Source organism: Nocardioides sp. YIM B13467 (genome assembly GCF_042788075.1).
In the GTDB taxonomy this organism is placed as follows: domain Bacteria; phylum Actinomycetota; class Actinomycetes; order Propionibacteriales; family Nocardioidaceae; genus Nocardioides.
The window spans coordinates 4496964-4521853 of sequence record NZ_JBHZPJ010000046.1 but is presented as its reverse complement, the minus strand read 5'-3'; the positions used below and the strand labels follow the sequence as shown (position 1 = coordinate 4521853).

Below are 24890 nucleotides of genomic sequence, written 5' to 3'. Positions count from 1 at the left end.
CAAGGAGGATTCTGACGTGTCATCACCCAACCCGACCCTGCCCACTGGCGGGTCCAGACCGCTCGATCAGCTCCGCCAGATCATTCGCTTCGACGTACCGGCCTCGCTGGTCGTCTTCCTCGTCGCCGTGCCGCTCTCGCTCGGCATCGCCGTCGCCTCCGGTGCACCTGTCGCCGCGGGCCTGATCGCCGCTGCGGCGGGCGGCATCGTCGCCGGCCTCTTCGGCGGCTCACCACTGCAGGTCAGCGGCCCGGCCGCGGGTCTCACCGTCGTCGTCGCAGAGACGGTCGCCGAGTTCGGCTGGGAGGCGACCTGTGCGATCACGGTGATGGCCGGAATTCTCCAGGTCGTGCTCGGTGCCACCCGGCTCGGTCGCTACGCGCTGGCGATCTCTCCGACCGTGGTCAGCGCGATGCTGGCCGCGATCGGCATCTCGATCGTCCTCGGCCAGCTCAACGTCGCTCTCGGCGGCCGCTCCCAGTCCAGCGCGTTCGAGAACCTCGAGCACATCGTCGGCAACGCGCAGCAGCCCAACATCCACGCGATCCTGGCCGGGCTCGGGGTGATCGGCATCCTGCTCGTCTGGCCCCGGCTACCCCAGCGGGTCCGCGCGGTGCCCGGCCAGCTGGTTGCCATCGTCGCGCTCACCCTGCTCGCCGCGGCATGGCTGCCCGGCGCCGAGCGGGTCGAGCTCGGTGGTGACCTGCTCGACGAGATCGGCTCGGTCGCGCTCCCGGAGGGCACCCCGCTCGCGGTGGCCGGCGCGGTGCTCACCGTCGCCCTGATCGCGAGCGTCGAGAGCCTGCTCTCGGCGGTCGCCGTGGACAAGCTGCACGGCGGCCCGCGCAGCAACCTCAACCGCGAGCTCGTCGGCCAGGGCCTGGCCAACACCGCCTCCGGTGCTCTGGGCGGCCTCCCGGTCACCGGCGTCATCGTGCGCAGCTCGACCAACGTCGCCGCCGGAGCCCGCACCCGCGCGTCCGCGATCCTGCACGGCGTCTGGGTGCTCCTCTTCGCCCTCGTCCTGGTCGGACTCGTGGAGCAGATCCCGCTCGCCGCCCTGGCCGGGCTGCTGATCATGATGGGCACCGGCCTGGTCCGGCCCGCCGACATCTCCCAGGCGCACGCCCGCGGCGAGCTGTGGATCTACGGCCTCACCATCGCGGGAGTGCTCGCGCTCAACCTCATCGAAGGTGTCCTGATCGGCCTGATCGCCGCCCTGGTCCTGGTGCTGTGGCGCCTGGTCCATGTGCGGATCGACGTACGTATGGCCGGCCAGGCCGCCGACGGCCGCGAGAAGTGGCTGGTCGAGGTGCACGGCAGCCTCTCGTTCCTGGCGACACCGACGCTGGTGAGCAGGCTCGACGAGATCCCGGAAGGCCAGGTCGTCGAGCTCGACCTCCTCGTCGACTACCTCGACCCGGCCGGGCGCGACCAGCTCGACCACTGGCGCGCCCGCTACGAGGCCGCCGGCGGCACCGTGCTCGTCGAGCACTCCGGACCCCACGGCGAGGAGGCACCCCGCCAGGAGCGCGCGCTGAAGGCGCCTCCGATCAGCCCACGCGGCCTGCTGCCGTGGGGCGCCTGGCAGGACGTACGTGCCGACCGCACCGACCGGCATCACCCGCTGGCCCTCGGCGTCCGGGAGTACCACCGCCGCCACGCGGCACCGCTACGCCCGGTCTACGAGGGGCTTGCCGACGGCCAGGAGCCGCACGCCGTCTTCCTGACCTGCGTCGATTCCCGGGTGGTGCCGAACCTGATCACCTCGAGCGGCCCGGGCGACCTGCTGACCGTGCGCACCATGGGCAACCTCGTACCCGAGCCCGGTAGCCCGGACAGCTCGGTCGCGGCGCCGATGCTCTTCGGCGTGGACGACCTCGGCATCAACACCGTCGTCGTCTGCGGCCACTCCCGCTGCGGGGCGATCACCTCGGCGCTGGAGAGCACCCGTGCCGGGGAAGTCCCCGCCGGACCGGTCGGCGACTGGCTGCGCCACGCCGCTCCGGCGATCCAGGAGTGGCAGGCCGGGCACCCGGTCGGCGCCGCGGCCGCCGCGGCCGGCCGGAGCGAGGTCGACCAGGTCTCCCAGGTCAACGTCGCGGTCATGATCGATCGCCTCGGGGAGCTCCTGGCAGGCCGGGACGTACGTCTCGTGGGGCTGTTCCTGGACATCTCCGACGGCACGCTGCAGATCCTGCGAGGAGACGGGTTCACGACGCTCACCGACGCAGAGACCGACGAGCTCGCCCACCTGATGGAGGCTCGCCCGCCGGAGCCCGCGTAGACGATCTAGAGCAGGCGGCGGTCGTTGGCCCAGCGAGTGAGCTCGTGACGGCTCGACAGCTGCAGCTTGCGCAGCACGTTGGACATGTGGGTCTCGACCGTCTTGATCGAGATGAACAGCTCGCCGGCGACCTCCTTGTAGGAGTAGCCACGGGCGATGAGGCGCATCACCTCGCGCTCTCGTTCGGTCAGACGGTCGAGGTCCTCGTCGATGTCGGCGATGGCGATGGTGCCCGCGAAGGCGTCGAGCACGAAGCCGGCCAGACGCGGTGAGAAGACCGCGTCGCCGCCGGACACCCGCTGGATCGCGGCGACCAGCTCGGCGCCGGTGATGGTCTTGGTGACGTAGCCGCGGGCACCGCCGCGGATGGTGCCGATGACGTCCTCGGCCGCGTCGGAGACCGACAGCGCGAGGTAGCGCGGCGAGCCGTCGACGGCGGGCGCCTTGCGCATCACCTCGACACCGCCCCCACCTGGAAGATGTACGTCGAGCAGCACCACGTCGGGCTTGCCCTCGGCGATCGCCTTGACCGCGGTGTCGACATCCTCGGCCTCCCCGACGATCCGGATCACCGGCGACCGGCTCAGCTCGGCGCGCACGCCGGTGCGGAACATCGCATGGTCGTCGACGATGACGACCTTGACCTCACTCATCGTCGTTCCTCTCCAGAATGTGTGTTGCCGGTCCGCGGCTGCTTCAGCCGCACCTCGGTGCCCTCTCCCGGAGACGATCTCACCACAGCGCTGCCGCCGTGGCGCGACATCCGGTCGATGATGCTGTCGCGCACGCCGTGCCGGTCGGCGGAGACCTCGTCGACGACGAAGCCGGCTCCCCGGTCGCGGACGAAGACCTCGAAGGCCTCCTCCGTCGCCTCAGCGTAGACGTCGACCCGTCCGGTGCCGGCGTGCTTGGCAGCATTGGTGACCGCCTCGCGGGTGGCGGCGACGATCGGGCGCACCGTCTCGTCGAAGGGGCCGTCGCCGACGACCACCACGTCGACGGTCACGCCGTGGGCGTCCTCGACCTCGGCGGTGGCCGCCTTCAGCGCGGCCGCGAACGTCTCGTCGGCCTCGGCAGGAGTCGAGAAGAGCCACTCCCGCAGGTCGCGCTCCTGGGCGCGGGCCAGCTTCTGCACCATCGCGGGATCGCCGGAGTTGCGCTGGATCAGGGCGAGGGTCTGAAGGACGGAGTCGTGCAGGTGAGCGGCCATGTCGGCGCGCTCCTGGCTCCGGATCCGCTCCTCGCGCTCGCTGCCCAGATCGCTGGCGAGCTGGTGCATCCACGGCCCGACGACAAGGAAGCCCGCGCCGAGCACGATCAGCCCGGCGATGATCAGCGCGGTGGCGTTGCCGAAGTCGAGCTGGCCGCCGGCGAGGATCACCGCGAAGAGCATCAGCCCGACGCCGACTCCGACCCGGACGTACGCCCGCCAGCCGCCCTTGCCGAAGACCATCCGAACCAGGTCGAGGCGGCCGGTGCCGTCGATCCAGCGCTCTCGCTGGGCGGCGTCTGCCTGGCGCCACAGCAGCGCGACGCCGGCGACGCCGAGCATCGCCGGCCAGATCAGCGCACCGGCTCCGAGCAGGGTGTCGAAGAGCACCACGGCGCCGAACCCGAGGGCGAGCAGCGCGATCGCCGGGCCCTTGTCGACGCCACCCGAACGCGCGGCGGGGCGGCGGCCACCGCGGGTCGCGCTCTCACCGCCTGGTGTGGACTGCTCCAGGAGAGGCGCGGCGGGGACGAAGATCCACAGGGCGGCGTAGAGCAGCACGCCGAAGCCGCTGAACACGGCGGTCACCACGAAGAACGCCCGCACGGCGAGCACCGGCAGGCCGAGGTGTTCGGCCAGGCCCGCGGCCACCCCGCCGATCACCGACGCGTCGGTGTCGCGGTAGGCGCGGCGTACCGCTGAAGCGGAGCCCGAAGCCATAGGGCCTGCGCGCTCCGGGGGCGGTGCCGTCAGCTCCGCCGTGGCATGGGATGTCGTCATGATGACATCCATCGTCACACCAACCGTGGGTGTGTGCCATGAGGATTCACCCTGATCCTTGCTCGTCGAGAACTCAGGGCCGTCCCTGATGGTCTGCGGCGTGCGGAGGAGTCAGAGTAGGGGTGTGACGATCCCGCCCGAGGCGCCGCTGCCTCCCAACCCGGAGCCGCCATCGCCTGTCTCCGAGGAGCGCGCCCGCCCCAGTGTCGAGCAGCTGCGCAACCTCAGTGGGCTGCGGCGTACGACCCATGCCTCTCCGGAGGGACGGCACATCGCCGGCGTCGCGGGTGGGATCGCACGCCACTTCGACGTCGACCCACTGCTGGTGCGGGTGTTGCTGGTGGTGGCGGTGTTCTTCGGGGGCGCCGGTGGGATCGTGTACGTCGCAGCCTGGGTGCTGGTGCCCGAGGAAGGTGCCGAGGACGGGATGATTCCCGTCGGGCCGCCTGCCCGCAACCTCCTGCTCTGGATCGCCGGCGGGATCGCGGCGATCTCACTGCTCGGCGACGCGTTCGGCGACACCAGCGTCCCCTGGTTCTGGCTCGCGGTGCTCGGGGTGGTCGCGCTCTGGTACGCCAACCGCGGCAAGTGGGGCCGCAAGCGCGGCGGACCTCCCCCGTCCCCGGCCTCGTCTTCTTCAACCACGAGCATGGACGTTCCCGCAGCTCAGACGCGTACTCTTCCGGCGCCGTGGCCGCCCGGATCCTACGATCCCAACGCGCCTGTCACCCTGGCCGGTCGGCGGCGCCCGCCGCTGCTGTTCGGCCGCGCCGTCGCGGTCGCCGCGCTGGTGGTCGGTGTCCTCGGGCTCGTCGACGTCGCCGACTGGGCACCGGTGCCGACCAGCGCCTACCCGGCGGCGCTCCTGGCCGTCTTCGGTGGCTTCCTCGTGCTCGGCGCCTTCTGGGGCCGGGCCGGCGGACTGATCTTCCTCGGCTTGCTGGCGCTCGCCGCGCTGCCGCTCACCATGATCGACCCCTCGAACATCGACACCGGCAGCAGCATCGAGTCCCATCCGCGGAGCGTCGCGATGCTGGAGTCGTCCTACCAGGTCGACGCCGGGGAGATCATGCTGGACATGAGCGCCATCGACGCGAAGACGCTCGACGGTCGCGAGCTCGACATCAACAGCTCCTTCGGCGAGATCACCGTGATCGTCCCCGACGACGCCACCGTTTCCGTGGACGCCTCGGTCGGCGCACTCGGGGAGGCGCAGATCTTCGACGAGACCCGCAGCGACGTCGGCGGGTTCAACCTGGCCCGCACCCATGTCGCCGGGAAGGAAGGCAGCGAACCCGGTCTCGCCGATGACGCCGACCTCCACCTGACCACCACGGCTGACGTCGGCGCGATCAAGGTCTTCGAGGAGAGCGACCCCCGAGCCGCCGCCTTCGTCGGAACGGCCGAGAGGACCAACCCATGAGCTACGACTACGCCCCGCCGCCACGCTTCGAGGACCAGGCTCAACCGCCGAAGCCCACCGGCCGGCACCCGGTCAACATCGGCCACCTGGTCATGGGGCTCGCCTTCCTCGTCTTCGTCGTCGTGTGGGCCCTGATCGTCAGCGGCACGGTCGTCATCCACAGCATCGAGGACCTCCGTTGGCTCCTCCCGCTCCCCTGGATCGTCGGCGGCTCCATCGGCCTCCTCGCGGCGCTGCTCAGGAAGAGCTGACTCTCTTCGCGGGGGCGTTTGTCGTCTCTGCGGGATCGTTTTTCGGGGTTGGGGTGGGCCGCCGACCCGTTCTTGAGGGTCTTCTCGACGGTCCCCGGAGTAAAGGACGGCCTTCGGCCGCCGGCTTCGCCGGTCGCCTGCGGCGATCCTTGACACCGGGGCCCGTCGAGAAAAGATTTGGCTGGCTATCGGGGCGGCGGCCGGGGTGTGGCGCAGCGGACTCTTGCCTGGGAAAGGTGAGGTTGATGGGCGCAAGGGTGGCCCTTCGGGCCACTTACCATCCACAGATGCTAGTCCGTTCGCTCACCGCGAAAACAGTGGTTGACCTGGGAAAATAGATAGCCAGGTAAGGGCCGACGGCGTAGAATCAGACCCATCACAGCACACCTCTGAAGGGGAGGATGGCGATGAGTCTCGGCCGCTCGATCGACCACTGGGGCACCAACCCCGGCGCCGCGATCGACGCTGCCCTGAAGGCCATCGAGACCGCCCTCCAAGACCTGCTAGCAACCGACCCCGCCTACTGGCGCACCGGACAGAAGAAGGACCTCCTGGAACGCTTGGAGAAACTCCAGGCCCAGCAAGCCGCGTTGAAACTCCGGGTGCTGGCCACGGCCGGCGACATCGCCGAAGAGACCGGCGCAAAGGATGCGTCGGGGTGGATGCGGGCCGAGTTATTGGTCGACAAGGCCGTCGCCCGGTCCCAGATCAAACTTGCCGCGAGTGTCGAGAAGTACGAGCTCGTCGCTGCTGGTCTGGCGGACGGTGTGGTGTCTCTGGACAAGGCCAGGGTGATCACCCAGGCCCTGGACAAGATCGAGGCCAATCCGGTCACCAGTGCCGAGGACCTGGTTCTGGCCGAGAAGCTCCTGGTCGACTACGCCGATCGCCTGACCGCCAACGAGCTCCGGATCGTCGGCAAACGGATCCTGGCTGAGATCGACCCGGCCCGGTTCGAAGACGCCGAAGCCAAAGCCCTCCTCGCCGAGGAAGAACGCGCCCACCAGAAGACCGCCCTACGAGTCTGGGACAACCACGACGGCACCATCGGGTTCGACGGCGCGCTGCCGACCTCGATCGGGATGCGGTTCAAACGGCTGGTCGAGGCCCACGCCCAGCCCCGCAAGCAGCAGCTCGTCGCCAAGGGTGCGCCGTTGCCGCCGTGGGAGCGGTTGATGGGTCAGGGCTTCGCCCGACTGCTCGAGACCGTCGACCCGGCCGCCCTGCCCCGTCACGGTGGCGACGCCACCGTGGTCAACGTGGTGATCTCCCTCGACGACCTCCGCAAGGACCTCGGCATCGCCACCCTGGGCTACGACGAGACCAACGGCACCACCATCAGCGCGGCTGAGGCGAGGCGGATGGCGTGCAGCGCGACCATCATTCCCTGGGTGCTCGGTGGTGACGGTGAGGTCCTCGATGCCGGCCGTGGCAGCAGGTTCTTCCAGCCGATCCAACGCAAAGCACTCCGGTTGCAGCACAAGTGCTGCCAGGCCGAAGGCTGCGACATGCCACCGGAGTGGTGCGACGCCCACCACCTCGACCCCTGGGCCGCCGGCGGCAAGACAGACCTCAAAGACGGGGCCTTGTTGTGTCCCCACCATCACCGCCTCGCCCACGCACCCGGCTATACCCATGAGCGACTACCCGACGGCACCATCAGGTTCACCCGACGCCCCTGACCGGCGGGGCGAGGAACCACACCACCAGGCCCCGCCACCGGGCCCCGCCACCGGGCCCCGCCACCGGGCCCCGCCACCGGGCCCTGCCACCGGGCCCGACGACTCCAACCGTCGACCGGTCTCGGCTCTCGCTGAGGGCCCCTGTCCTGGTGCCCAACCAGCGTTCCGGCCACCTTCTCGACTCCACGCGCGCCGTTCCCAGCTGGCGGGAACACTTCCCCCTGCAGCGGAGTTTCCCCGCGCTCCGGAGCATGGGGAACCTCCGCACCCGTGGGGAACTCTCCCGATCAGTGGGAAACTCGCGACCCGACCGGCACCGAACCCACCCCGGCCAAGAACAACTGCCCGCTTGTGAACGGTTCACAAGGTCGCGCCCACTGCCGTAGGCACCCACGAGGCGCGACCCGCCGGCGCGCACGACCAGCACACAGCCCCCAAACCCGTGCCCACCTGAATCCGCTGCGCCACACCCTCGCCGCCGACCCGATACAGGCCAAATCTTCTCGATCGCGCGCCGGGTCAAGGATCGCCGCAGGCGACCGGCGAAGCCGGCGGGCGAAGCCCGTCCTTGACGCGGTACGCGATCGAGAAACAATCGAACCAAGGGTCGGCGGCGAACCCCGAAACAAGCCACGGCCACTTCCAGCGCGGCGAACCGAGACCAAACCAAGACCGACGAAGCTCGACAACGAAACCGGCAGCCTAGGAGACGCTCGAGATCTCCCCCGCCCATCGCCCGATCAGCTCGGCCTCGTGTGGCGGCGGACCGGGGAGGCGGCGACTGGCTGCCTCGGCACGCAGGCCGTCGCAGACGAGAGCAAGATATCGGCGGCGCAGGGCGGCGCTGCGTACGTCGTCTCCTACCTCGATGCGACTGATCTGCTCGAGGAGAACGGTGATGTCGGCGCGGGTGACGTCGGGGCGGAGGATGCCGCTGCCACGGGCGCCGCGCAGGAGGCGGTTGGTGGTGTCGACGGCGAGTTTGTCCAGGTCACGCAGGCCCTGGTCGAAGCTGACCTCGTCGCGCAGGGCGAGGGTGAGCCGCGGGAGTCCGTCGTCGAGCACTTGGCGCAGGAAGCCCGTGAACGCGAGCCACGGGTCGTCGGTGTCGCTCAGAGCCGCCTCCGCGAAGGCGATGTAGCGGCGGTAGCTGTCGGCGGCGACGGCCCGCAGCAGCGCTTGCTTGTTGGCGTAGCGGCGATAGAGCCCGGCCACTCCCATTCCGGCCTCCTCCGCGACCGCGGCCATGGTCGCGCGGGGGTCCCTGAGCAGGACCTCCCGAGCAGCGATCAGGACCGCGCGGTCCGCATTGAGGGGCGGCATGCCCCAAACCCTACGCGCGAGCGCCAGCCTCAGGCGGTTTGTACCTGTGTGATGTCGGCCAAGGCCGCGATCGGACGGTTCGGGTAGTCGGCGAACACCCCGTCGACTCCGGCCTCGAAGAGGCGATTGGCCTGGTCGCGGCCCGCTTTCAGGGTCCACACGAAGACCTTCAGGCCGTGCCGGTGGGCCTCGTCGGCCAAGCCGGTCGCGGGCTGCCCCTTCTTGCGGACCATCGACTTCTTGGGGCCGATGGCCTGGGCGTACGTCGCGATCTCCGCGCAGTCGACCGCGCCCCACTTCTTGTCGACCAGCTGCACCAGCGGGAGGTCGGCGCGGGTGCTCATCTCCCGCACCCACGCCTCGTCGAAGCTCTGCAGCCACAGCCGTTGGGCGGGCAGGCCCGGGAGGCTGTTCCAGGCGTCGACGCCGTGGTCGGCGAGGGTCTGCAGCAGGGTCTCGGTGACGGGCAAGCCGATGGAGGCGAAGTACGTCGGGTGCTTGACCTCTACGTGCAGCCCGACCCGCCGCCCGCGGCGCTGCGACTCGTCGGCGACGAGCAGCAGCAGCGTGTCGAGGGTGATGATCGGCTGGCTGGTCGTCGGCGCCCCGAGGCTGAGCAGTTCGGGGAAGGTGAAGTCCTCGGTGAACCAGCCGGTCCACTTCTTGCCGCTGATCACCTTGGTCGTACGCCGCTCCGCGAACTCCAGGCGCGAGGCCACGTCCGTGGTGCGGGAGAGCTCGTTCTCGTGTCGGAGCACCATCACCCCGTCGCTCGTCATCACCACGTCCGTCTCGAGCGCGTCCACGCCCTGGCGCAGCGCCAGACGGTAGGACTCCAAGGAGTGCTCCGGCAGATAGCCGGGTGCTCCGCGATGGCCGATCACAAGGGGGCGGTGGGCCGATGCCATGTCGCCAAGCGTGCGTGCCGGCAGCGAAGCCGTGGCGGGCACAATGTGAATGGGACGTTACGAGCGGCGGGCCGTTCGGAGGTTCGGTGGAGCTCGAGCTCGGGTTGCGGTTCGGAGATCCATTTGACCTGAACCGCGGTCCAGGTCGGAGGCTTGCACCATGAGCGAGCAAGAAGTGCAGTTCGGCATCGGTGAGGTCGCCGCGCGTACCGGCCTAGAACCCGACACCCTGCGGTACTTCGAGAGGCAGGGGATCTTGCCTGCCCCTCGGCGTGACGCTTCTGGGCGCCGTCAGTACGTTGCGGCTGATGTCGACCTGGTCCGCATGCTGGTCCACTTACGCGAGACAGGAATGCCCCTGGCCGACATCGCGCAGTTCACCGGAGCCGAAGCCGAGGTCACCGACCCGTCGCGGTTGCGGCTGGAGCTGCTCACCGCGCATCGCCGTCGTGTCGAAGAGCGCCGTGAGGCGTTGGACCGGGCCCTCGAGGTGATCAGCCGCAAGATCGCGGACTACACCGATCGAGCAACCGGCTCGGTGAACGTCCTCGAGCGGCCCGACACGAGGATCACTTACAGCGTCCAGGGGAAGGGGCCACTGCTCTTCCTCGTCGGAGCCCCGGCAGGGCGAGCCGGGTTTGCAGCTCTCGCGGAGGAGCTGGCGGGGCAGTTCACCGTCGTCACCCATGATCCTCGCGGCATCGGGGCCAGTCGCGTCACGCCTGGAATGGCTGCGCCAACGCCCGAGGTCCTCGCTGAAGACCTTGCCGCACTGGTCGACGCATTCACCGGTGCGCCGGCGCTCTTCGTCGGTACGAGCGGCGGAGCTGTCACCCTTCTCGAGCTGGCCAAGCAGCATCCCGAGATCATTGCATCGGCCTTGCTGCACGAGCCGCCCCTGATCACTCTGCTGGACGATTCCACCCTCGCTGCCCGCGCAGCATCGGCATTCGCGGTCGCGACGACTGATCCTCAGCAAGCCGTGCAGGAGTTCTTCGACCTCAGCGGCGCCGCCCACCACACAGGCCAGGATCAGGTGCCTCCCGCGCATATCGCGTTGCCGGAGCTACCGACCGAGGAACTCGACAAGAACCGCTACTTCCTTGGCCAGATGGCCGGCCCCAGCGTCTTCTACGAGCCCGATATCGAGGTCATCCGTCGAGCCCGGCTGACCGTGTGCGCCGGCACGCTGAGCCATCACCAGATGGCGCGACGGGCGGCCCAGGCCCTGGCCGCGCTGCTGGACCGACCCTTGATCGACATGCCCGGCAACCACGTGGGCGCAAGTGCGGTTCCCGCGGAGTTCGCTCGCGCTCTCGTGCCGCTGCTCGAGCTCTGAGCACACGCGACAGGGATCAGGGAGTGTCCTCGCCGGACCAGACGACGTTCTCGCGGATCAGTCGGGCGGGGACGCCGGCTACGGCCGTACGCGGCTCGACCTTCTGGTTGCGGACCATGGCACGCATGCCGACGACGGCACCGTCACCGATCTCGGCGTGGCCGGTGACGATCACGTCGCGGCCGAGCCAGACGTGCTCGCCGAAGCGGATGTTGGCGCCGTACGGATTGATCCGCTGCCCCGTCTCACCGTCCTCGAGCCGATGCATGTCGTCGGTCGCGACGTAGACGTTGGCCGCCCAGAGCTGGTCCCGGGCAGCCACGATCGAGCCGCCGTTGCGGGCATCGATCTGCGCGCGCGAGGTCGCGACGAGACCACCCGAGAGGATCACCGCAGAGCCGCCGCCGCAGTAGATCTCGCCCCAGACCATGCTCGTGTCCGGGCCGATGAAGATGGTCGGTGAGTCGCCGCCGACCAGCAGCGCCTGCATCGAGGTGATGTCGGTCGCGACCACGATCAGCGCGTCGGAGAACGGGTAGAACCCGAGCAGCTCGATCAGGCGCTCGTCGAGCGGGAATCCGTCGCGCAGGTAGAGCGCGTTGCCGCCCTCGTGCCACCACTCCGGCAACGGCCCGGTGATCTCGCTCAGCTCGAGCCCGGCAAGCACCTCCGGCTCGAGCCCCGCGGCGATGAGCCGCTCCCGATGTACGTCGGTGAGCGGCTCACCCCTGGTCCAGGACATGCCGGGAACCTTAACCCGGCTCAGCTCGGGTACATCCCACTGGTCACGTTGAGCCAGGTGCCGGTGATCGCGCCGGCTCCGTCGGAGGCGAGGAAGGTCGCGGTGTCGGCGACCTCTTGCAGCCGCGGCGACCGCTTGGTCATCCGCAGTCCGTCGAGGTTCGCCCGGATCCCGTCGAGGGCATCCTCCGGGAGCCGTGTCCCGAGGACCCGCTCGAACTTCTCCGCGGTGAACGTCTCGGTGATCCCGGCGGTCCAGATCCCCACGACGCGTACGCCGGAGGGGCCGACCTCCGCGGCGAGATCACGGACCAGCGCATCGAGGGCACCGTCGGCGGCGCTGGTGCCGCCCATGCCGGGCGCCGAGCCACGTGCGGAGCCGGAGTCGAGCGCGAGCACGACGCCGCGGCCCTGCGTCACCATCTGCCGTGCGGCCGCACGGGCGGTGTGGAAGGAGCCGGCGATGCCGCGTACGACCGGCTGGGTGTAGTCGGCGGCCGAGATCTCCAGCAGCGACTGCCCCTGGATGTCGCCCCGGTCGGCGACGTTGAACGAGATGTCGAGCGAGCCGGTCTCGGCGAAAACCCGCTCCACGAAGGCGACCACGGCGTCCTCGTCGAGGATGTCGACCACCCCGTAGCCGGCCGCGCCGACCTCCTCGGCCCTGGCCGCGAGGGTGGCCTCGGTGCGGCCGGCGAGGTAGACCTTGGCGCCCGCCTCCGCGAAGGCCTTCGCGGTCGTCGAGCCGATGTCGCCGGCGCCGCCCCAGACGATGGCGGTGCGGTCCTGAAGCTGTGCGTTCATGGTGTCTCCTGAGGTCCTGTCGCGCACCCGTCGTGCGCGATCTGCCCGTTAGGACGTACGCAGCGCCAGCAACTCATCGGGTGACGCGAAACTTTTCTCAGGTCAGCGCCTGCGGGAGCCCGAAGGCGGGGAAGAGATGTGGCTCGAAGGTGGTGATCTGGGCGAGCCGGCCGTCGACGATCCGGAGCACGTCGAGCGTCTGCGGCCGGTAGATCGTGGTGCCCGGGCGGCGTACGTAGCCCGCGACCGCGGGCATCCGGTTGGCGCTCGCCGGGATGAAGCGCCACTCACCCAGGTAGGTCGGCGAGGACGGGTCGAGGTTGGGCAGCACGAACGACAGCAACGCGTCGCGGGTGGTGAACCAGAACGGGTTCGGCGGCATGGTCAGCACGGCGTCGCTGGTCAGCAGGTCGGCGATGCCCTCGCGCCAGTTGCTCGCCCCCGCCGCGATGTAGGCGTCGATGACCTTCCGCTCCTCCTCGGTCGGCCCCTCGGTACGCCACGTCGACCGGTCCTCGGGCAGGTGGCGGCGCAGCGCCGGCTTGGCCCGCTGGAGCAGCGAGTTCACCGTGGCGACGGTGACGTCGAGCGCGGCCGCGGTCTCGGCGGCCGACCAGCCGAGCACCTCACGGAAGACGAAGACCGCCCGCTGCTGCGGGGTCAGGTGCTGGATCGCGGTCAGGAAGACCAGCTCGATCGTCTCCCGCGCGACCGCCTCATCCTCCGGACGCTCCGGGTCGAGCAGAGAGTCCGGGAACGGCTGGAGCCACTCCAGCAGCTCCGGGGGCTCACCGGTGCCGTGGTCGAACCCCGGCAGGGCGGCGTACGTCCTCGGCCGCCGTTCGTTTCGGCGCAGGAAGTCGAGGCAGGTGTTGGTCGCGATCCGGTAGAGCCACGCCCGCAGCGCCTCGGGGTCGGTCAGCTGATCGCGCCGCTCCCAGGCCTTGACCAGAGTCTCCTGGACCAGGTCCTCGGCCTCGTCGAAGCTCGCCACCATCCGGTAGCAGTGCACCCGCAGCTCGCGCCGGTGCTTCTCGGCGGCGTCCACGAACGGGTCGACCATCAGGCTCATGCCGGTGAGCGTAGGCCCTGCCACCCGCACCGGAGACGAAACTCGCAACCGGCCTCAAACAAGTGCAACGCCCCACATCCGCACGGCGTATCACGTATGTGGGGCGGTCCTCCCAGGGCCCCGGTTCTGATTCCCGGCCGGGGCCCTGGCCATGCTCCGGCCCAGCTCAGGCGAGAGCGCGGAGCTTGGGGAGGATCTCCTCACCGTAGAGCTTGAGGAACTTCGCCTGGTCCGGGCCAGGGGCGTGGAAGACCAGGTGGGTGAAGCCCATGTCGAGGTATTCCTTGATCCGGGCGACGTGCTCGTCGGGGTCGGTCGACACGATGAACCGCTTGGCGGTCGCCTCGGTCGGGAGCGCGTCGGCGAGACGCTGCATCTCCACCGGGTCCTCGACGGAGTGCTTCTGCTCGGGGGTCAGACCGAGAGCGCCCCAGAAGCGGGTCGCCTCCATCGCCTGCTCCAGGTCGTGGTCGAAGGAGACCTTGACCTCGATCATCATGTCCACGTCCTCCGGCTTGCGCTCGGAGAGCTCGATGCCGGTCCGTACGGCCGGGAGCAGCGTCTCGGTGTAGAGCTCGGCGCCCTTGCCGGAGGTGGTGATGTAGCCGTCACCGGCACGGCCGGCGTACTTTGTCGCGGCCGGGCCGCTGCCGGCCAGGTAGATCGGGACCGGCGTGGACGGCTTGTCGTAGATGGTCGCCCGGTCGAGCTGGTAGTAGTCGCCCTCGAAGGTGACCCGGTCCTCGGACCAGAGCTTCTTGATCACCCGCACGGCCTCGCGGAACCGCGCGAAGCGCACCTTGCCCTCGGGCCACTCGATGCCCAGCGGGGCCTCGTTCATCGCCTCGCCGGTGCCCATCCCGAGCACGACGCGCTCAGGGAAGAGCGAGCCCAGGGTCGCGAAGGACTGCGCCACGATCGCCGGGTGGTAGCGGAACGTCGGGGTGAGCACCGAGGTGCCCATCACGATCCGCTCGGTGCGCGCGCCGAGCGCGCCCAGCCAGGTCATCGCGAACGGCGCGTGACCGCCGTCGTGTCTCCAGGGCTGGAGATGGTCGGAGATGAAGACCGAGTCGAAACCCTGCTCCTCCGCCATCACGCCGTAGTTCAACAGCTCCGTGGGTGCGAACTGCTCGTTGGACGCCTTGTATCCGAACCTGATCTCCGTCACACGGTCACGGTAGCCTCCTCGGCATGAAGCTTGCGATGCCCTTGACCTACTTCGGCAACCCGCGGGAGACCGCTGACCAGGTCGTCGGCCTGGAGAAGGCCGGGCTCGACCAGCTCTGGGTCGCCGAGCCGTACGGCTTCGACGCGGTCTCGCTGCTCGGCTACCTGGCCGCCAAGACCGAGACCGTCGAGCTCGGCGCGGGCATCCTCAACATCTACAGCCGTACGCCGGGAGCGCTGCTCCAGACCGCGGCCGGTCTCGACAACGTCTCCGGCGGCCGCGCGATCCTGGGCCTGGGCGCGAGCGGGCCCCAGGTCATCGAGGGCTTCCACGGGGTGGCGTACGACAAGCCGTTGACCCGCACCCGCGAGATCATCGGCCTGCTGCGCGCCGGGCTGCGGGGCGAGCGGCTGCAGAGCGACGGGCTCTACAAGATCCCGCTGCCGGCCGACCAGGGCACCGGCCTCGGCAAGCCGCTCAAGCTGCTCAACAGGCCCGAGCGTGCCGACACCCCGCTGTGGGTGGCCGCGCTCGGTGACAACAACGTCGCCATGACCGCCGAGATCGCCGACGGCTGGCTGCCGTTCCAGTTCCTGCCCGACAAGGCCCGCGAGGTCTGGGGCGAGGCCATCGACAAGGGCTTGGCCAAGCGCTCGGCCGACCTGAAGCCGCTGGAGATCTCCGCCGGCGGCCTCCTCGCGATCACCGACGACCCCGACGAGGCCAAGCGCCACCGCGACACGATGCGCGGACTGCTGGCGCTGTACGTCGGCGGCATGGGCGCCCGCGGCAAGAACTTCTACAACGACATGGCCGTGAAGTACGGCTTCGGGGACGCGGCCAAGAAGATCCAGGACCTCTACCTCGACGGCCACAAGCGCGATGCCGAGGCCGAGGTCCCCGACGCCTGGCTCGAGGCCGGCAACCTGGTCGGACCGGAGTCGTTCGTGAAGGAGCGGATCGCGGCCTTCAAGGAGGCCGGCGTGACCAGCCTCCAGGTGACCCCCGCCTTCGGCACCGACGGTCTCGCGTCGATCGCCCAGGTCAAGGAGTGGCTGGCCTAGACCACCTGGCCGGCTGTGAACTCCCTTACACCCACGGCCACCCCAGCAGTCCCGATGTGACGCTGCCCCCACGGGCATTGGTTGCATGGACGCATGTCTGAGCGGATCGTCAGCGCCATCACCGGGCCCGTCACCAAGTGGGTCGTGCTCGGCTTCTGGCTGGTGATGCTGGTCCTGATCGGGCCGTTGACCGGCAAGCTCGGCGATGTCGAGTCCCACGACAACTCCGACTGGCTCCCGGCCAACGCGGAGTCGACCCAGGCGATCGACGAGCTCGCCAAGGTGCAGGACCCCGACGACCTGACCACGACGATCGTCTATCACCGCGAGGGTGGTCTGACGAAGTCCGACTACACCGCGATCGTGCTGCAGATCCCGGAGATCGCGTCGCTCGACGGGGTCACGAGCCAAGCGAATCCTCAGTCGCAACAGAATGGGTCTCGACAGGCTCGACAACCGGTGATGCCGGCGATCGCCTACCCGACCGGGGAGAAGAAGGGCCAGAAGCACGGCCTGGTCTCCGCCGACGGCGAGGTCGCCACGGTCTCGCTCGTGGTCAACTACGCCGACGAGGACCCGACCGCGCTGCTCGAGCTGCGCGACGACCTGGTCGAGATGACGAAGATCGACGGCGTCGACGTCTACATCGGCGGCGCGGGCGGTTCCACGGCCGACCAGATGGAGGCCGGCGCCGGCATCGGCGGTGCGCTGCTCTACGCCGCCGCGGGCGTGGTCGTCGTGATCCTGCTGATCACCTACCGCAGCCCGGTGCTGTGGTTCCTCCCGCTCGTCTCGGTGCTGGTCGCGCTGGTCGTGTCGATGGGCGTCGTCTATCTCTGCGCGATTTACGCCGGGCTGACCCTCAACCAGATGAACCGGGCGATCCTCGACGTGCTCGTCTTCGGCGCCGGCACCGACTACGCGCTGCTGCTCATCGCCCGCTATCGCGAGGAGCTGGGCCGCCACGAGGACCGCCATCGCGCGATGGCGGCGGCGCTGCGCGGGGCGGCCCCCGCGATCATCGCCTCGGCCGGCACGGTCACCGTCGGCATGCTCGGCCTGATGGTCGCCACCATGGGGTCGACGGCCAGCCTCGGCCCGGTCTGCGCGATCGGCATCGTCGCCGGCCTGGTCGTGATGCTGACCCTGCTCCCGGCCCTGCTGGTGATCACGGGTCGCTGGGTGTTCTGGCCGGTCAAGCCGGCGTACGGCACATCAGGCGAGAAGACCGGCGGTATCTGGGCGCGGCTCGGCGACTGGATCCAGAAACGGCCCCGGGCGGTCTGGATCGGCACCGCCGCGGTGCTGCTGGCCTGCTGCGGTGGGCTCTCGATGCTCAACATCACCACGCTGGACAGCTCGGAGACCTACACCAAGGACTTCCCGTCGCTGATCGGCGACCGGGTGCTCGAGGAGCACGACCTCGGCGACCCCTCCAACCCGATCCAGGTCGTCTCGGCCCCAGGCACCGAGAAGGACGTCGTCGAGGCGCTCACGAAGGCCGGCTACGAGGGCGTCACCCCGGTCACCGACGGCACTCACGAGGTCGCGCTGACCGCGGTCCCGCTGGCCACCGACCCGATGTCGAAGGCGTCGTTCGACACCGTCGAGGACGTACGCGGCGTCGTCCACTCGGTCGACGGCGCCGACGCGCTCGCCACCGGCACCGCCGCGATCCAGCTCGACATGGCCTCGGCGACCGATCGCGACACCAAGGTCGTGATGCCGCTGGTGCTCGGGCTGGTGCTGATCATCTTGATGATCCTGCTCCGCTCGATCCTCTCCCCGCTGCTGCTGATGGCCACCGTCGTGCTCAGCTTCGGCGCCGCGCTCGGCCTCTCGGCGATCATCTTCGACGCGATGGGGTTCGCCGGACAGGGCCGCGAGTTCCCGCTGTTCGTCTTCGTGTTCCTGGTCGCGCTGGGCATCGACTACAACATCTTCCTGATGCACCGGGTCCGCGAGGAAGCCATTGCAGGAGAGGCCAGTGAGCACGGCGACACCCGGCGGGCCTCGCTCGTCGCGCTCTCGGCGACCGGCGGGGTCATCACCAGCGCCGGCATCGTGCTGGCTGCGACCTTCGCGGTGCTCACCACGCTGCCGCACGTGAGCTTCATCGAGATCGGCCTGACGATCGCCCTCGGCGTACTTCTCGACACCCTCGTGGTCCGCTCCATCCTGGTGACCGCCATCAACCTCGATCTGGGTGACGTCATCTGGTGGCCGAGCAGGCTCGCCCGGGGGCGAACGAAAATTCGTTCGCCGCACCCGGCGGTCGTTCGGAGGCCGATGGCCCGGCCCCATCACCAGCTCGATCACCAGCTCCGCCAGCCCCGCAATCCTGGCCAGTACTGAGGCCCCGGCTGCGAATCCGGCGAACTGTCTTTACGATGTGCCCTACGACTCGGGTCGCTCGGCCCGGTCGCTCCACTTCACTGACATGCGGGGCGTGCGACATGGGGCCAGACGACCAGGACAAGACGAGACCGGGTACGCCGCGGCCCACGCCGCCTCCGGCGCCTGAGCCGGCGAACCCCATCGACCCGGACGCGACCCGGATCCCCAGCGCGAGCCCCACTCCGCCGCCGCCTCCGCCTCCCCCGTCGTCACCTCCCCCGTCGTCGCCCCCTCCCTCCTCGCCCCCGCCTGCTCAGCCGCCGACGGCACCTCCCCCGCCGCCACCCACGATGGCGATGCCCGCGGCACCGCCCAGCGGCTACGGCCCGCCTCCGGGGCAGCCGCCGGTTGCGTACGCCTCGGCCTATGGGCTGCCGCCGCACCACCAACAGCAGAAGAAGAGCAACAAGGGACTGCTGATCGGGCTGGGTGCCGTCGGCGCGGTGGTGCTCGTCGCACTGCTCGGCACCGGGGCATGGGCCTTCTTCAGCGGGCGTCTCGGGTTCGGCCCGCTGAGCGCCGAGGACAAGAAGGCGGTGGCCGCGATCGCCGCGGACGCACCGAAGCCGGCCTGGGCCTCGGCCGGGGACGCCAAGTGCGCCGCCGAACAGCTGGTCAAGGACGAGCGCAGCGACGCCCTGCGCAAGGCGGGGCTGATCCAGATCTCCGGCGAGTCGGTGACCTACACCGGCGCGTGGCGGGGACAGCAGGCGACGACGTACGCCGAGGGTCTGCTCTCCTGCTCGGGTGACTGGAGCAAGGCGATCGGCAAGGAGTGGGCGCTGACCGACACCGACTGCCTCGGCGACGTCGACGAGACCGCGATGGCCGGCCTGATCACCACCCAGGTCATGGAGGTCGAGGACGCCGGCGTCACGAAACAGGCCGACAAGGCCGTCGCCGCGCTCGATGAGTGCTACGTCAGCGACGAGCTCACCGCGCCGGCCGCGACGGCCACCCCGGCGGTGCTCGGCGTCGACTTCGCGGTCACGTCGCCGACCGTCGAGGGCAGCGAGGTGGTCGTGCAGGCGAAGTCCGCCGACTCCTCGGAGTGGGCCCCGGTGACCGGCGGGAAGGTCAACATCCCCGTGCGCGAAGGCGGCCAGGAGGGCTGCGCGACCTTCCAGGCCTCGATCAACTACCCCTGGGGCACCACCAAGACCAGCGAGAGCGAGGCCTGCGGGAAGGCGAAGGACCGCAGGCTGTGGTGGACGAAGGACAAGTCGTGCGCCCAGCCGAAGTACGCCCCGTGCAGCTCCTGGACGCTCCACTACGAGGGCTACGAGCTCCTCTCCAGCGTCACGATCAAGCTGAAGCTCAATGGCGGGAACTGCCGGTCGGCCTCCGGATCGTGCTCGGACACGGCCTTCGTCACCAAGCCGAGTGGCACTTGGACCAACTGGACCGCTCCCAAGGGCTGGAAGGACCGATTCACCGCCGAGGTCGACGGGCTCAAGGCCGTACTTCCCAACTAGGTCCTTAACAATTGGTCTCGCCCGTGGCGTTGCCGCGCGACGATCGTTAAGGGGACGCTAGGGTTTCGGCAGAGGTCTGGAATCGGGTAAAAAAATCAGGGCGAGGTTCTAAAGATGGTTGCGTTCCCCCAGGAAGGCGAGCAGTTCGGTCGCTACGTGATCGAGCGGGTCCTGGGTCAAGGTGGCATGGGTGTCGTCTACCAGGCGAAGGACCCGGCACTGCGACGCAAGGTGGCGCTGAAGCTGGTGCTGCCCTCGCTCACGGTCGACAAGGACTTCATCACCCGCTTCGAGCGGGAAGCCAACATCCTGGCCAAGCTGCGCTCGCGCAACATCGTGCAGATCATCGAATACGGCGAGGTCGAGGGCACCGTCTACCTCGTCACCGAGTACGTCCCCGATGGCGACCTGCACGGCTGGCTGAAGACCAAGGGGCAGCTGGAGACCGTCCAGGCGCTGCGCCTGGTCGGTGACGTCAGCGACGCCCTCTTCGACGCGCACCGCGCAGGTGTGGTCCACCGCGACGTGAAGCCGTCCAACGTGCTCCTGTGGGAGCGCCAGGAGGGCGAGCTCGTCCCCTACCTCACCGACTTCGGCATCGCGACCGAGGGCGACTCCAACGTGACCCGGGCCGGCTCGGTGGTGGGCTCGCTGCCTTACATGTCGCCCGAGCGTCACATGGGTGAGCAGGCGACCGCGGCGGGCGACATCTACGCCGCCGGCTGTCTGCTGTGGGCCTGCCTGACCGGCAAGGCTCCCTACACCGGCACCGACTTCGAGCTGATGAGCGCCCACATCAACAACCCGGTGCCGCGGCTGCCCGCCTCGACGCCCGGTGCCGACCTGATCAACCCGATCATCCAGCGGGCGCTGGCGAAGAAGCCGGAGAACCGCTTCCGGACCGCGGCCGAGCTCTCCAAGGCCCTCGACAAGGCCGCCGACCGGCTCGAGGAGTCCGGTCTCGGTGGTGGTGTCATCAGCGGTGCCGCCGGAGCGGCCGGAGCGGCCGCTGCCGATCTCGGATCCCGTCCTGGGGTCACCTGGGACACCACCGCGGACGGCACCTCCGGAGCCGGCGCCAACGCCCCCGAGGCCGAGGCCCAGCCGACGATCGTCAAGCGCCCGGGCGAAGGCACCCCGATTCCCGCACCGCTCGCCAACGAGACCGACTCGACGGTCGTGCACAGCGGCAAGGGTCTGCCCCAGACCGCTGCCGCCGCGGCCGCTGCGTCCTCGACCGGCAACACCGGTGCCGGCGGCGGCCAGCCCGAGTGGCTGCCCTCGCACCACTCCAACGCAGGCCAGGGCAACGGCGGCGACAAGAAGAAGCTCTACACCATCGTCGGCGGCGGGGTCGCCGCGGTTCTGCTCCTCGGCGTCGGCATCTTCACCCAGGGCTTCGGCATCTTCGGTCTCCACGGCGACGACGCCAAGGCGGCTGAGGCGATCGCCAGTGGCGTACCCAAGCCGGGCTGGGCCACCGAGGACCAGATGACCTGCGCGGCCGAGACCCTGGTCGGGAAGGTTCCCGCCGCCGAGCTGCGCTCCCACGGAGTAGTGGACGCGGGCGACGACTGGACCTACACCGGCGAATGGCCCGCGGACGACGCGATGAACTTCAGCCGGGGTCTGCTCGACTGCACCGAGTCCTGGGCGACCGAGATCGGCGACAACTGGAAGGTCGGCGACACCCGCTGCATGGAGAAGGAGGTCGACAAGACCTCCATGGCCGGCCTGATCGCGGTCGACGACCTCCTCAAGGACGGCGACCCCGGTGCCGCCGGCCCGGCCAAGGAGAAGGCCGTCGCGGCCCTCGACGCTTGCTACGTCAAGGCCGACGCCCTCGGCGCCAAGGTGACCCCCAAGCCTGCCTACATGCAGGTCGACTTCGACGTACAGGAGCCCACCGCTCCCGGCGGCGAGTCGGCGATCGGGATCGCCAAGAAGGGCAGCAGCAGCTACGAGGAGCTCAAGGGCTCCTCCTACGAGCTCTCCGTCACCGAGGGAGGCGTCGAGGGCTGCATCGCGGTCAAGACCACCGTCACCTTCGCCTGGGGCACCGAGAAGGCCACCGACGCCGACGCCTGCGGCAAGGCTCAGCCGAAGAAGCTCGAGTGGATCAAGCAGGACAAGTGCACCGACCCCGTCTATACGAAGCAGAAGGTCGAGTGCAACACCTGGCGGCTCACCTTCGAGGGGTTCCAGCCCGGCAAGCAGTTCAACGTGAAGCTCACGCTCAACGGCGGCAAGTGCTCGGACGCGAAGAACGCGAAGTGCGTCTGGCCCGGCGCCCCCGACGGTGAGGGCAAGGGAGCCATCGTCGACTGGTCGGGCCCGAAGGACTGGACCGCCAAGTTCGTCGCCACGGCCCCCGGAGCGAGCGCCCAGATCGACAACTAGTTCGACAACTGGGCGGTGCCTACTAGGCTGCTTGGTGATGAGCGAGCAGCCGACACCTCAGCAGATCCGCCGGGCGCTGGCCCGGGCCGAACGCGGCGCAGCCCTGGACGTGGCGGAGGCTTCGGCACTCCTCGCGGCCAGGGGCGATGACCTCGAACGACTGACCACCGCCGCGGCGAAGGTACGCGACGCCGGACTGGTCGCGGCCGGACGACCGGAGACGGTGACGTACTCGCCGAAGGTCTTCATCCCGGTGACCAAGCTGTGCCGGGACCGATGTCACTACTGCACGTTCGTGGAGACGCCGGGGCAGGCAGAGCGGGAGGGCCGCGAGCCCTACCTGAGCCCCGACGAGATCCTGGAGATCGCCGCCGAGGGCGCGAAGCTCGGTTGTCTGGAGGCGCTTTTCACCCTCGGGGACCGGCCCGAGGACCGGTGGCCCGAAGCGCGCGAGTGGCTGGAGTCCCGTGGCTATGAGTCGACCCTCGACTACGTGCGCGCGATGGCGATCCGGGTGCTCGAGGAGACCGGCCTGCTCCCCCACCTCAACCCCGGGGTGATGTCGTGGGAGGAGATGAACCGGCTCAAGCCGGTCTCCCCCTCGATGGGGATGATGCTGGAGACCACCAGCCGACGGCTCTTCGAGACCAAGGGCGAGGCCCACTACGGCTCGCCCGACAAGGATCCGGCGGTGCGGCTGCGGGTGCTCGAGGACGCAGGTCGCCTCTCGATCCCGTTCACCTCCGGGCTGCTGGTCGGCATCGGCGAGAACCTCACCGAGCGCGCGGAGACGATCTTCGCGCTGCGGAAGGTGCACAAGGCCTACTCCGGGCTGCAGGAGATCATCGTGCAGAACTTCCGGGCCAAGCCGTCGACCGCGATGCGCCATGTCGACGACCTGGGGCTGGATGAGTATCTGGCCGCGATCGCGGTGACCCGGATCGTCCTCGGGCCGAAGGCACGGGTCCAGGCGCCACCCAACCTGGTCGACCTCGACGAGTGCCGCGCGCTGCTCGGCGCCGGGATCGACGACTGGGGCGGCGTCTCGCCGCTGACGCCCGACCACGTCAACCCCGAGCGCCCCTGGCCCTCACTTGACGCGCTGCGCCAGGTGTCCGCCGAGGCCGGCTTCCAGCTGCGGCCGCGGCTGACCGTCCACCCGGAGTACGTCAACGGCACCCTGCGCGAGGGGCAGGCGTGGATCGACCCGCGCGTCCTCTCCCACGTCGAGGCTCTCGCCGACGAGGACGGGCTGGCCCGTGACGGCATCCGGCCCGAAGGGCACCCGTGGCAGGAGCCCGACGGTGGCTTCACCGCGGCCGGCCGGGTCGACCTGCACGCCTCGGTCGACACCGAGGGTCGCACCAACGACCGCAGGGACGACTTCGAGACGGTCTACGGCGACTGGGACGCCGTGCGGGAGGCAGCCACCTCGACCGGTGCTCCGGCCGTACTCCATGCCGAGGGGCACGAGGCTCTCGCCGCCGCCGAGAAGGACCCCGGCAACCTCTCCGACGAGCACGCGCTGACCCTGATGACCGCCGAGGGCGACCTGCTGCGCCAGGTCACCAAGCTCGCCGATGACCTGCGCCAACAGGTCAACGGCGACACCGTCACCTACGTCGTCAACCGCAACATCAACTTCACCAACGTCTGCTACGTCGGCTGCCGGTTCTGCGCCTTCGCCCAGCGCAAGACCGACGCGGATGCGTACTCCCTGGATCTGGACCAGGTCGCCGACCGCGCCGAGGAGGCCTGGAACCTCGGCGCCACCGAGGTGTGCATGCAGGGCGGGATCGACCCCGAGCTCCCGTCGACGGCGTACTTCGATCTCGTCCAGGCCGTCAAGCAACGGGTGCCGGAGATGCACGTGCACGCCTTCTCCCCGATGGAGATCGTCAACGGCACCTCCCGCACCGGACTCTCCATCGAGGACTTCCTGATCAAGGTCCGCGAGGCCGGGCTGGGCTCGCTCCCCGGCACCGCCGCGGAGATCCTCGACGACGAGGTCCGCTGGGTCCTGACCAAGGGCAAGCTGCCCGCGAAGACCTGGATCGAGATCGTCTCCACCGCCCACCGCGTCGGCATCCCGACGACGTCGACGATGATGTACGGCCACGTCGACAACCCGCGCCACTGGGTCGGCCACCTCCGCGTGCTGGCCGGCATCCAGGACAAGGCCCGCGAGCACGGAAACGCCGGGTTCACCGAGTTCGTGCCGCTCCCCTTCGTGCACACCAGCGCACCGATCTACCTCGCCGGCGCCGCCCGCCCCGGCCCGACCATGCGCGACAACCTCGCCGTCCACGCCCTCGCCCGGATCATGCTCCACGGCCGCATCGACAACATCCAGACCTCCTGGGTCAAGCTCGGCATCGACGGCACCAGGGCGATGCTCCAGGCCGGCGCCAACGACCTCGGCGGCACCCTGATGGAGGAGACCATCTCCCGGATGGCCGGTTCTGAGCACGGTTCGGCAAAGACCGTCGCCGAGCTCGAGGAGATCGGTGCAGGTATCGGCCGGGACGTGCGCGAACGGACGACCTTGTACGAAGGTCGATGA

At 69.6% G+C, this 24890-nt stretch carries 18 protein-coding genes; 10 read left to right on the top strand and 8 right to left on the bottom strand.

Annotation, left to right across the window (positions count from 1 at the left end):
* The first annotated feature begins 16 nt into the window (after positions 1-16).
* Positions 17-2287: a SulP family inorganic anion transporter gene (locus ACFX43_RS28960; RefSeq protein WP_378840569.1), complete on the top strand. Its 2271-nt coding sequence runs from the start codon at positions 17-19 to the stop codon at positions 2285-2287.
* A 5-nt stretch (positions 2288-2292) separates the two neighbouring features.
* Here the strand turns inward: ACFX43_RS28960 and ACFX43_RS28955 are convergent, their stop codons facing one another.
* Both ACFX43_RS28955 and ACFX43_RS28950 read right to left on the bottom strand, forming a co-directional pair.
* Complete coding sequence (locus ACFX43_RS28955) at positions 2293-2940, bottom strand: response regulator transcription factor (protein WP_091052906.1); 648 nt, start codon at positions 2938-2940, stop codon at positions 2293-2295.
* Positions 2937-4277, bottom strand: coding sequence for a PspC domain-containing protein (locus ACFX43_RS28950; RefSeq protein ID WP_378840564.1), 1341 nt, complete (start codon positions 4275-4277; stop codon positions 2937-2939). Before ACFX43_RS28950 ends, ACFX43_RS28955 begins: the two co-directional genes overlap by 4 nt.
* Positions 4278-4401: 124 nt before the next feature.
* Between ACFX43_RS28950 and ACFX43_RS28945 the strand changes: the two genes are divergently transcribed.
* The 3 genes from ACFX43_RS28945 to ACFX43_RS28935 all read left to right on the top strand — a co-directional run bounded on the left by ACFX43_RS28945 (position 4402) and on the right by ACFX43_RS28935 (position 7633).
* A complete protein-coding gene (locus tag ACFX43_RS28945; RefSeq protein ID WP_378840559.1) occupies positions 4402-5700 on the top strand; it encodes a PspC domain-containing protein in 1299 nt (432 codons plus the stop codon).
* On the top strand, positions 5697-5951 hold the full coding sequence (locus tag ACFX43_RS28940) for a hypothetical protein (RefSeq protein ID WP_378840554.1): 255 nt from the start codon (positions 5697-5699) through the stop codon (positions 5949-5951). The genes ACFX43_RS28945 and ACFX43_RS28940 overlap by 4 nt, the downstream gene beginning before the upstream one ends.
* A 407-nt stretch (positions 5952-6358) precedes the next feature.
* On the top strand, positions 6359-7633 hold the full coding sequence (locus tag ACFX43_RS28935; protein ID WP_378840551.1) for a DUF222 domain-containing protein: 1275 nt from the start codon (positions 6359-6361) through the stop codon (positions 7631-7633).
* A 702-nt stretch (positions 7634-8335) separates the two neighbouring features.
* Here the strand turns inward: ACFX43_RS28935 and ACFX43_RS28930 are convergent.
* Both ACFX43_RS28930 and ACFX43_RS28925 read right to left on the bottom strand, forming a co-directional pair.
* Complete coding sequence (locus ACFX43_RS28930; protein ID WP_378840548.1) at positions 8336-8956, bottom strand: TetR/AcrR family transcriptional regulator; 621 nt, start codon at positions 8954-8956, stop codon at positions 8336-8338.
* 29 nt (positions 8957-8985) lie between these two features.
* On the bottom strand, positions 8986-9864 hold the full coding sequence (locus tag ACFX43_RS28925) for a glycerophosphodiester phosphodiesterase family protein (protein ID WP_378840545.1): 879 nt from the start codon (positions 9862-9864) through the stop codon (positions 8986-8988).
* A 160-nt stretch (positions 9865-10024) separates the two neighbouring features.
* On the opposite strand from ACFX43_RS28925, the gene ACFX43_RS28920 reads away from it, so the two are divergent.
* Positions 10025-11203 carry an alpha/beta fold hydrolase gene (locus ACFX43_RS28920; RefSeq protein ID WP_378840541.1) on the top strand — a complete coding sequence of 393 codons (1179 nt, stop codon included), beginning with the start codon at positions 10025-10027 and terminating at the stop codon, positions 11201-11203.
* Between the two features lie 16 nt (positions 11204-11219).
* Here the strand turns inward: ACFX43_RS28920 and ACFX43_RS28915 are convergent, their stop codons facing one another.
* The 4 genes from ACFX43_RS28915 to fgd form a co-directional block, all read right to left on the bottom strand.
* A complete protein-coding gene (locus ACFX43_RS28915) occupies positions 11220-11945 on the bottom strand; it encodes an acyltransferase (protein ID WP_378840532.1) in 726 nt (241 codons plus the stop codon).
* 20 nt (positions 11946-11965) lie between these two features.
* On the bottom strand, positions 11966-12748 hold the full coding sequence (locus ACFX43_RS28910) for an SDR family NAD(P)-dependent oxidoreductase (RefSeq protein WP_378840529.1): 783 nt from the start codon (positions 12746-12748) through the stop codon (positions 11966-11968).
* Positions 12749-12845: 97 nt separating this feature from the next.
* Positions 12846-13820 carry an RNA polymerase subunit sigma-70 gene (locus tag ACFX43_RS28905; RefSeq protein ID WP_378840522.1) on the bottom strand — a complete coding sequence of 325 codons (975 nt, stop codon included), beginning with the start codon at positions 13818-13820 and terminating at the stop codon, positions 12846-12848.
* Between the two features lie 166 nt (positions 13821-13986).
* On the bottom strand, positions 13987-14991 hold the full coding sequence (gene fgd / locus ACFX43_RS28900) for a glucose-6-phosphate dehydrogenase (coenzyme-F420) (protein WP_378840519.1): 1005 nt from the start codon (positions 14989-14991) through the stop codon (positions 13987-13989).
* A 23-nt stretch (positions 14992-15014) separates the two neighbouring features.
* Between fgd and ACFX43_RS28895 the strand changes: the two genes are divergently transcribed.
* From ACFX43_RS28895 to ACFX43_RS28875, 5 genes are all read left to right on the top strand, one after another.
* Complete coding sequence (locus ACFX43_RS28895) at positions 15015-16055, top strand: LLM class F420-dependent oxidoreductase (RefSeq protein ID WP_378840513.1); 1041 nt, start codon at positions 15015-15017, stop codon at positions 16053-16055.
* A gap of 93 nt (positions 16056-16148) precedes the next feature.
* On the top strand, positions 16149-18410 hold the full coding sequence (locus ACFX43_RS28890; RefSeq protein ID WP_378840508.1) for an MMPL family transporter: 2262 nt from the start codon (positions 16149-16151) through the stop codon (positions 18408-18410).
* A gap of 338 nt (positions 18411-18748) precedes the next feature.
* Positions 18749-19927: a hypothetical protein gene (locus ACFX43_RS28885; RefSeq protein ID WP_378840505.1), complete on the top strand. Its 1179-nt coding sequence runs from the start codon at positions 18749-18751 to the stop codon at positions 19925-19927.
* Between the two features lie 114 nt (positions 19928-20041).
* Positions 20042-22327 carry a serine/threonine protein kinase gene (locus ACFX43_RS28880; protein ID WP_378840502.1) on the top strand — a complete coding sequence of 762 codons (2286 nt, stop codon included), beginning with the start codon at positions 20042-20044 and terminating at the stop codon, positions 22325-22327.
* 37 nt (positions 22328-22364) lie between these two features.
* Entirely contained in the window at positions 22365-24890 is a 2526-nt protein-coding gene (locus tag ACFX43_RS28875) for a bifunctional FO biosynthesis protein CofGH (RefSeq protein ID WP_378840497.1), read from the top strand.

Coding starts and splice junctions, on each gene's coding strand:
- ACFX43_RS28955 (WP_091052906.1), bottom strand. CDS start 2,940: ATGAGTGAGGTCAAGGTCGTCATCGTCGACGACCATGCGATGTTCCGC.
- ACFX43_RS28950 (WP_378840564.1), bottom strand. CDS start 4,277: ATGACGACATCCCATGCCACGGCGGAGCTGACGGCACCGCCCCCGGAG.
- ACFX43_RS28940 (WP_378840554.1), top strand. CDS start 5,697: ATGAGCTACGACTACGCCCCGCCGCCACGCTTCGAGGACCAGGCTCAA.
- ACFX43_RS28935 (WP_378840551.1), top strand. CDS start 6,359: ATGAGTCTCGGCCGCTCGATCGACCACTGGGGCACCAACCCCGGCGCC.
- ACFX43_RS28930 (WP_378840548.1), bottom strand. CDS start 8,956: ATGCCGCCCCTCAATGCGGACCGCGCGGTCCTGATCGCTGCTCGGGAG.
- ACFX43_RS28925 (WP_378840545.1), bottom strand. CDS start 9,864: ATGGCATCGGCCCACCGCCCCCTTGTGATCGGCCATCGCGGAGCACCC.
- ACFX43_RS28920 (WP_378840541.1), top strand. CDS start 10,025: ATGAGCGAGCAAGAAGTGCAGTTCGGCATCGGTGAGGTCGCCGCGCGT.
- ACFX43_RS28915 (WP_378840532.1), bottom strand. CDS start 11,945: ATGTCCTGGACCAGGGGTGAGCCGCTCACCGACGTACATCGGGAGCGG.
- ACFX43_RS28910 (WP_378840529.1), bottom strand. CDS start 12,748: ATGAACGCACAGCTTCAGGACCGCACCGCCATCGTCTGGGGCGGCGCC.
- ACFX43_RS28905 (WP_378840522.1), bottom strand. CDS start 13,820: ATGAGCCTGATGGTCGACCCGTTCGTGGACGCCGCCGAGAAGCACCGG.
- ACFX43_RS28895 (WP_378840513.1), top strand. CDS start 15,015: ATGAAGCTTGCGATGCCCTTGACCTACTTCGGCAACCCGCGGGAGACC.
- ACFX43_RS28890 (WP_378840508.1), top strand. CDS start 16,149: ATGTCTGAGCGGATCGTCAGCGCCATCACCGGGCCCGTCACCAAGTGG.
- ACFX43_RS28885 (WP_378840505.1), top strand. CDS start 18,749: ATGCCCGCGGCACCGCCCAGCGGCTACGGCCCGCCTCCGGGGCAGCCG.
- ACFX43_RS28880 (WP_378840502.1), top strand. CDS start 20,042: ATGGTTGCGTTCCCCCAGGAAGGCGAGCAGTTCGGTCGCTACGTGATC.
- ACFX43_RS28875 (WP_378840497.1), top strand. CDS start 22,365: ATGAGCGAGCAGCCGACACCTCAGCAGATCCGCCGGGCGCTGGCCCGG.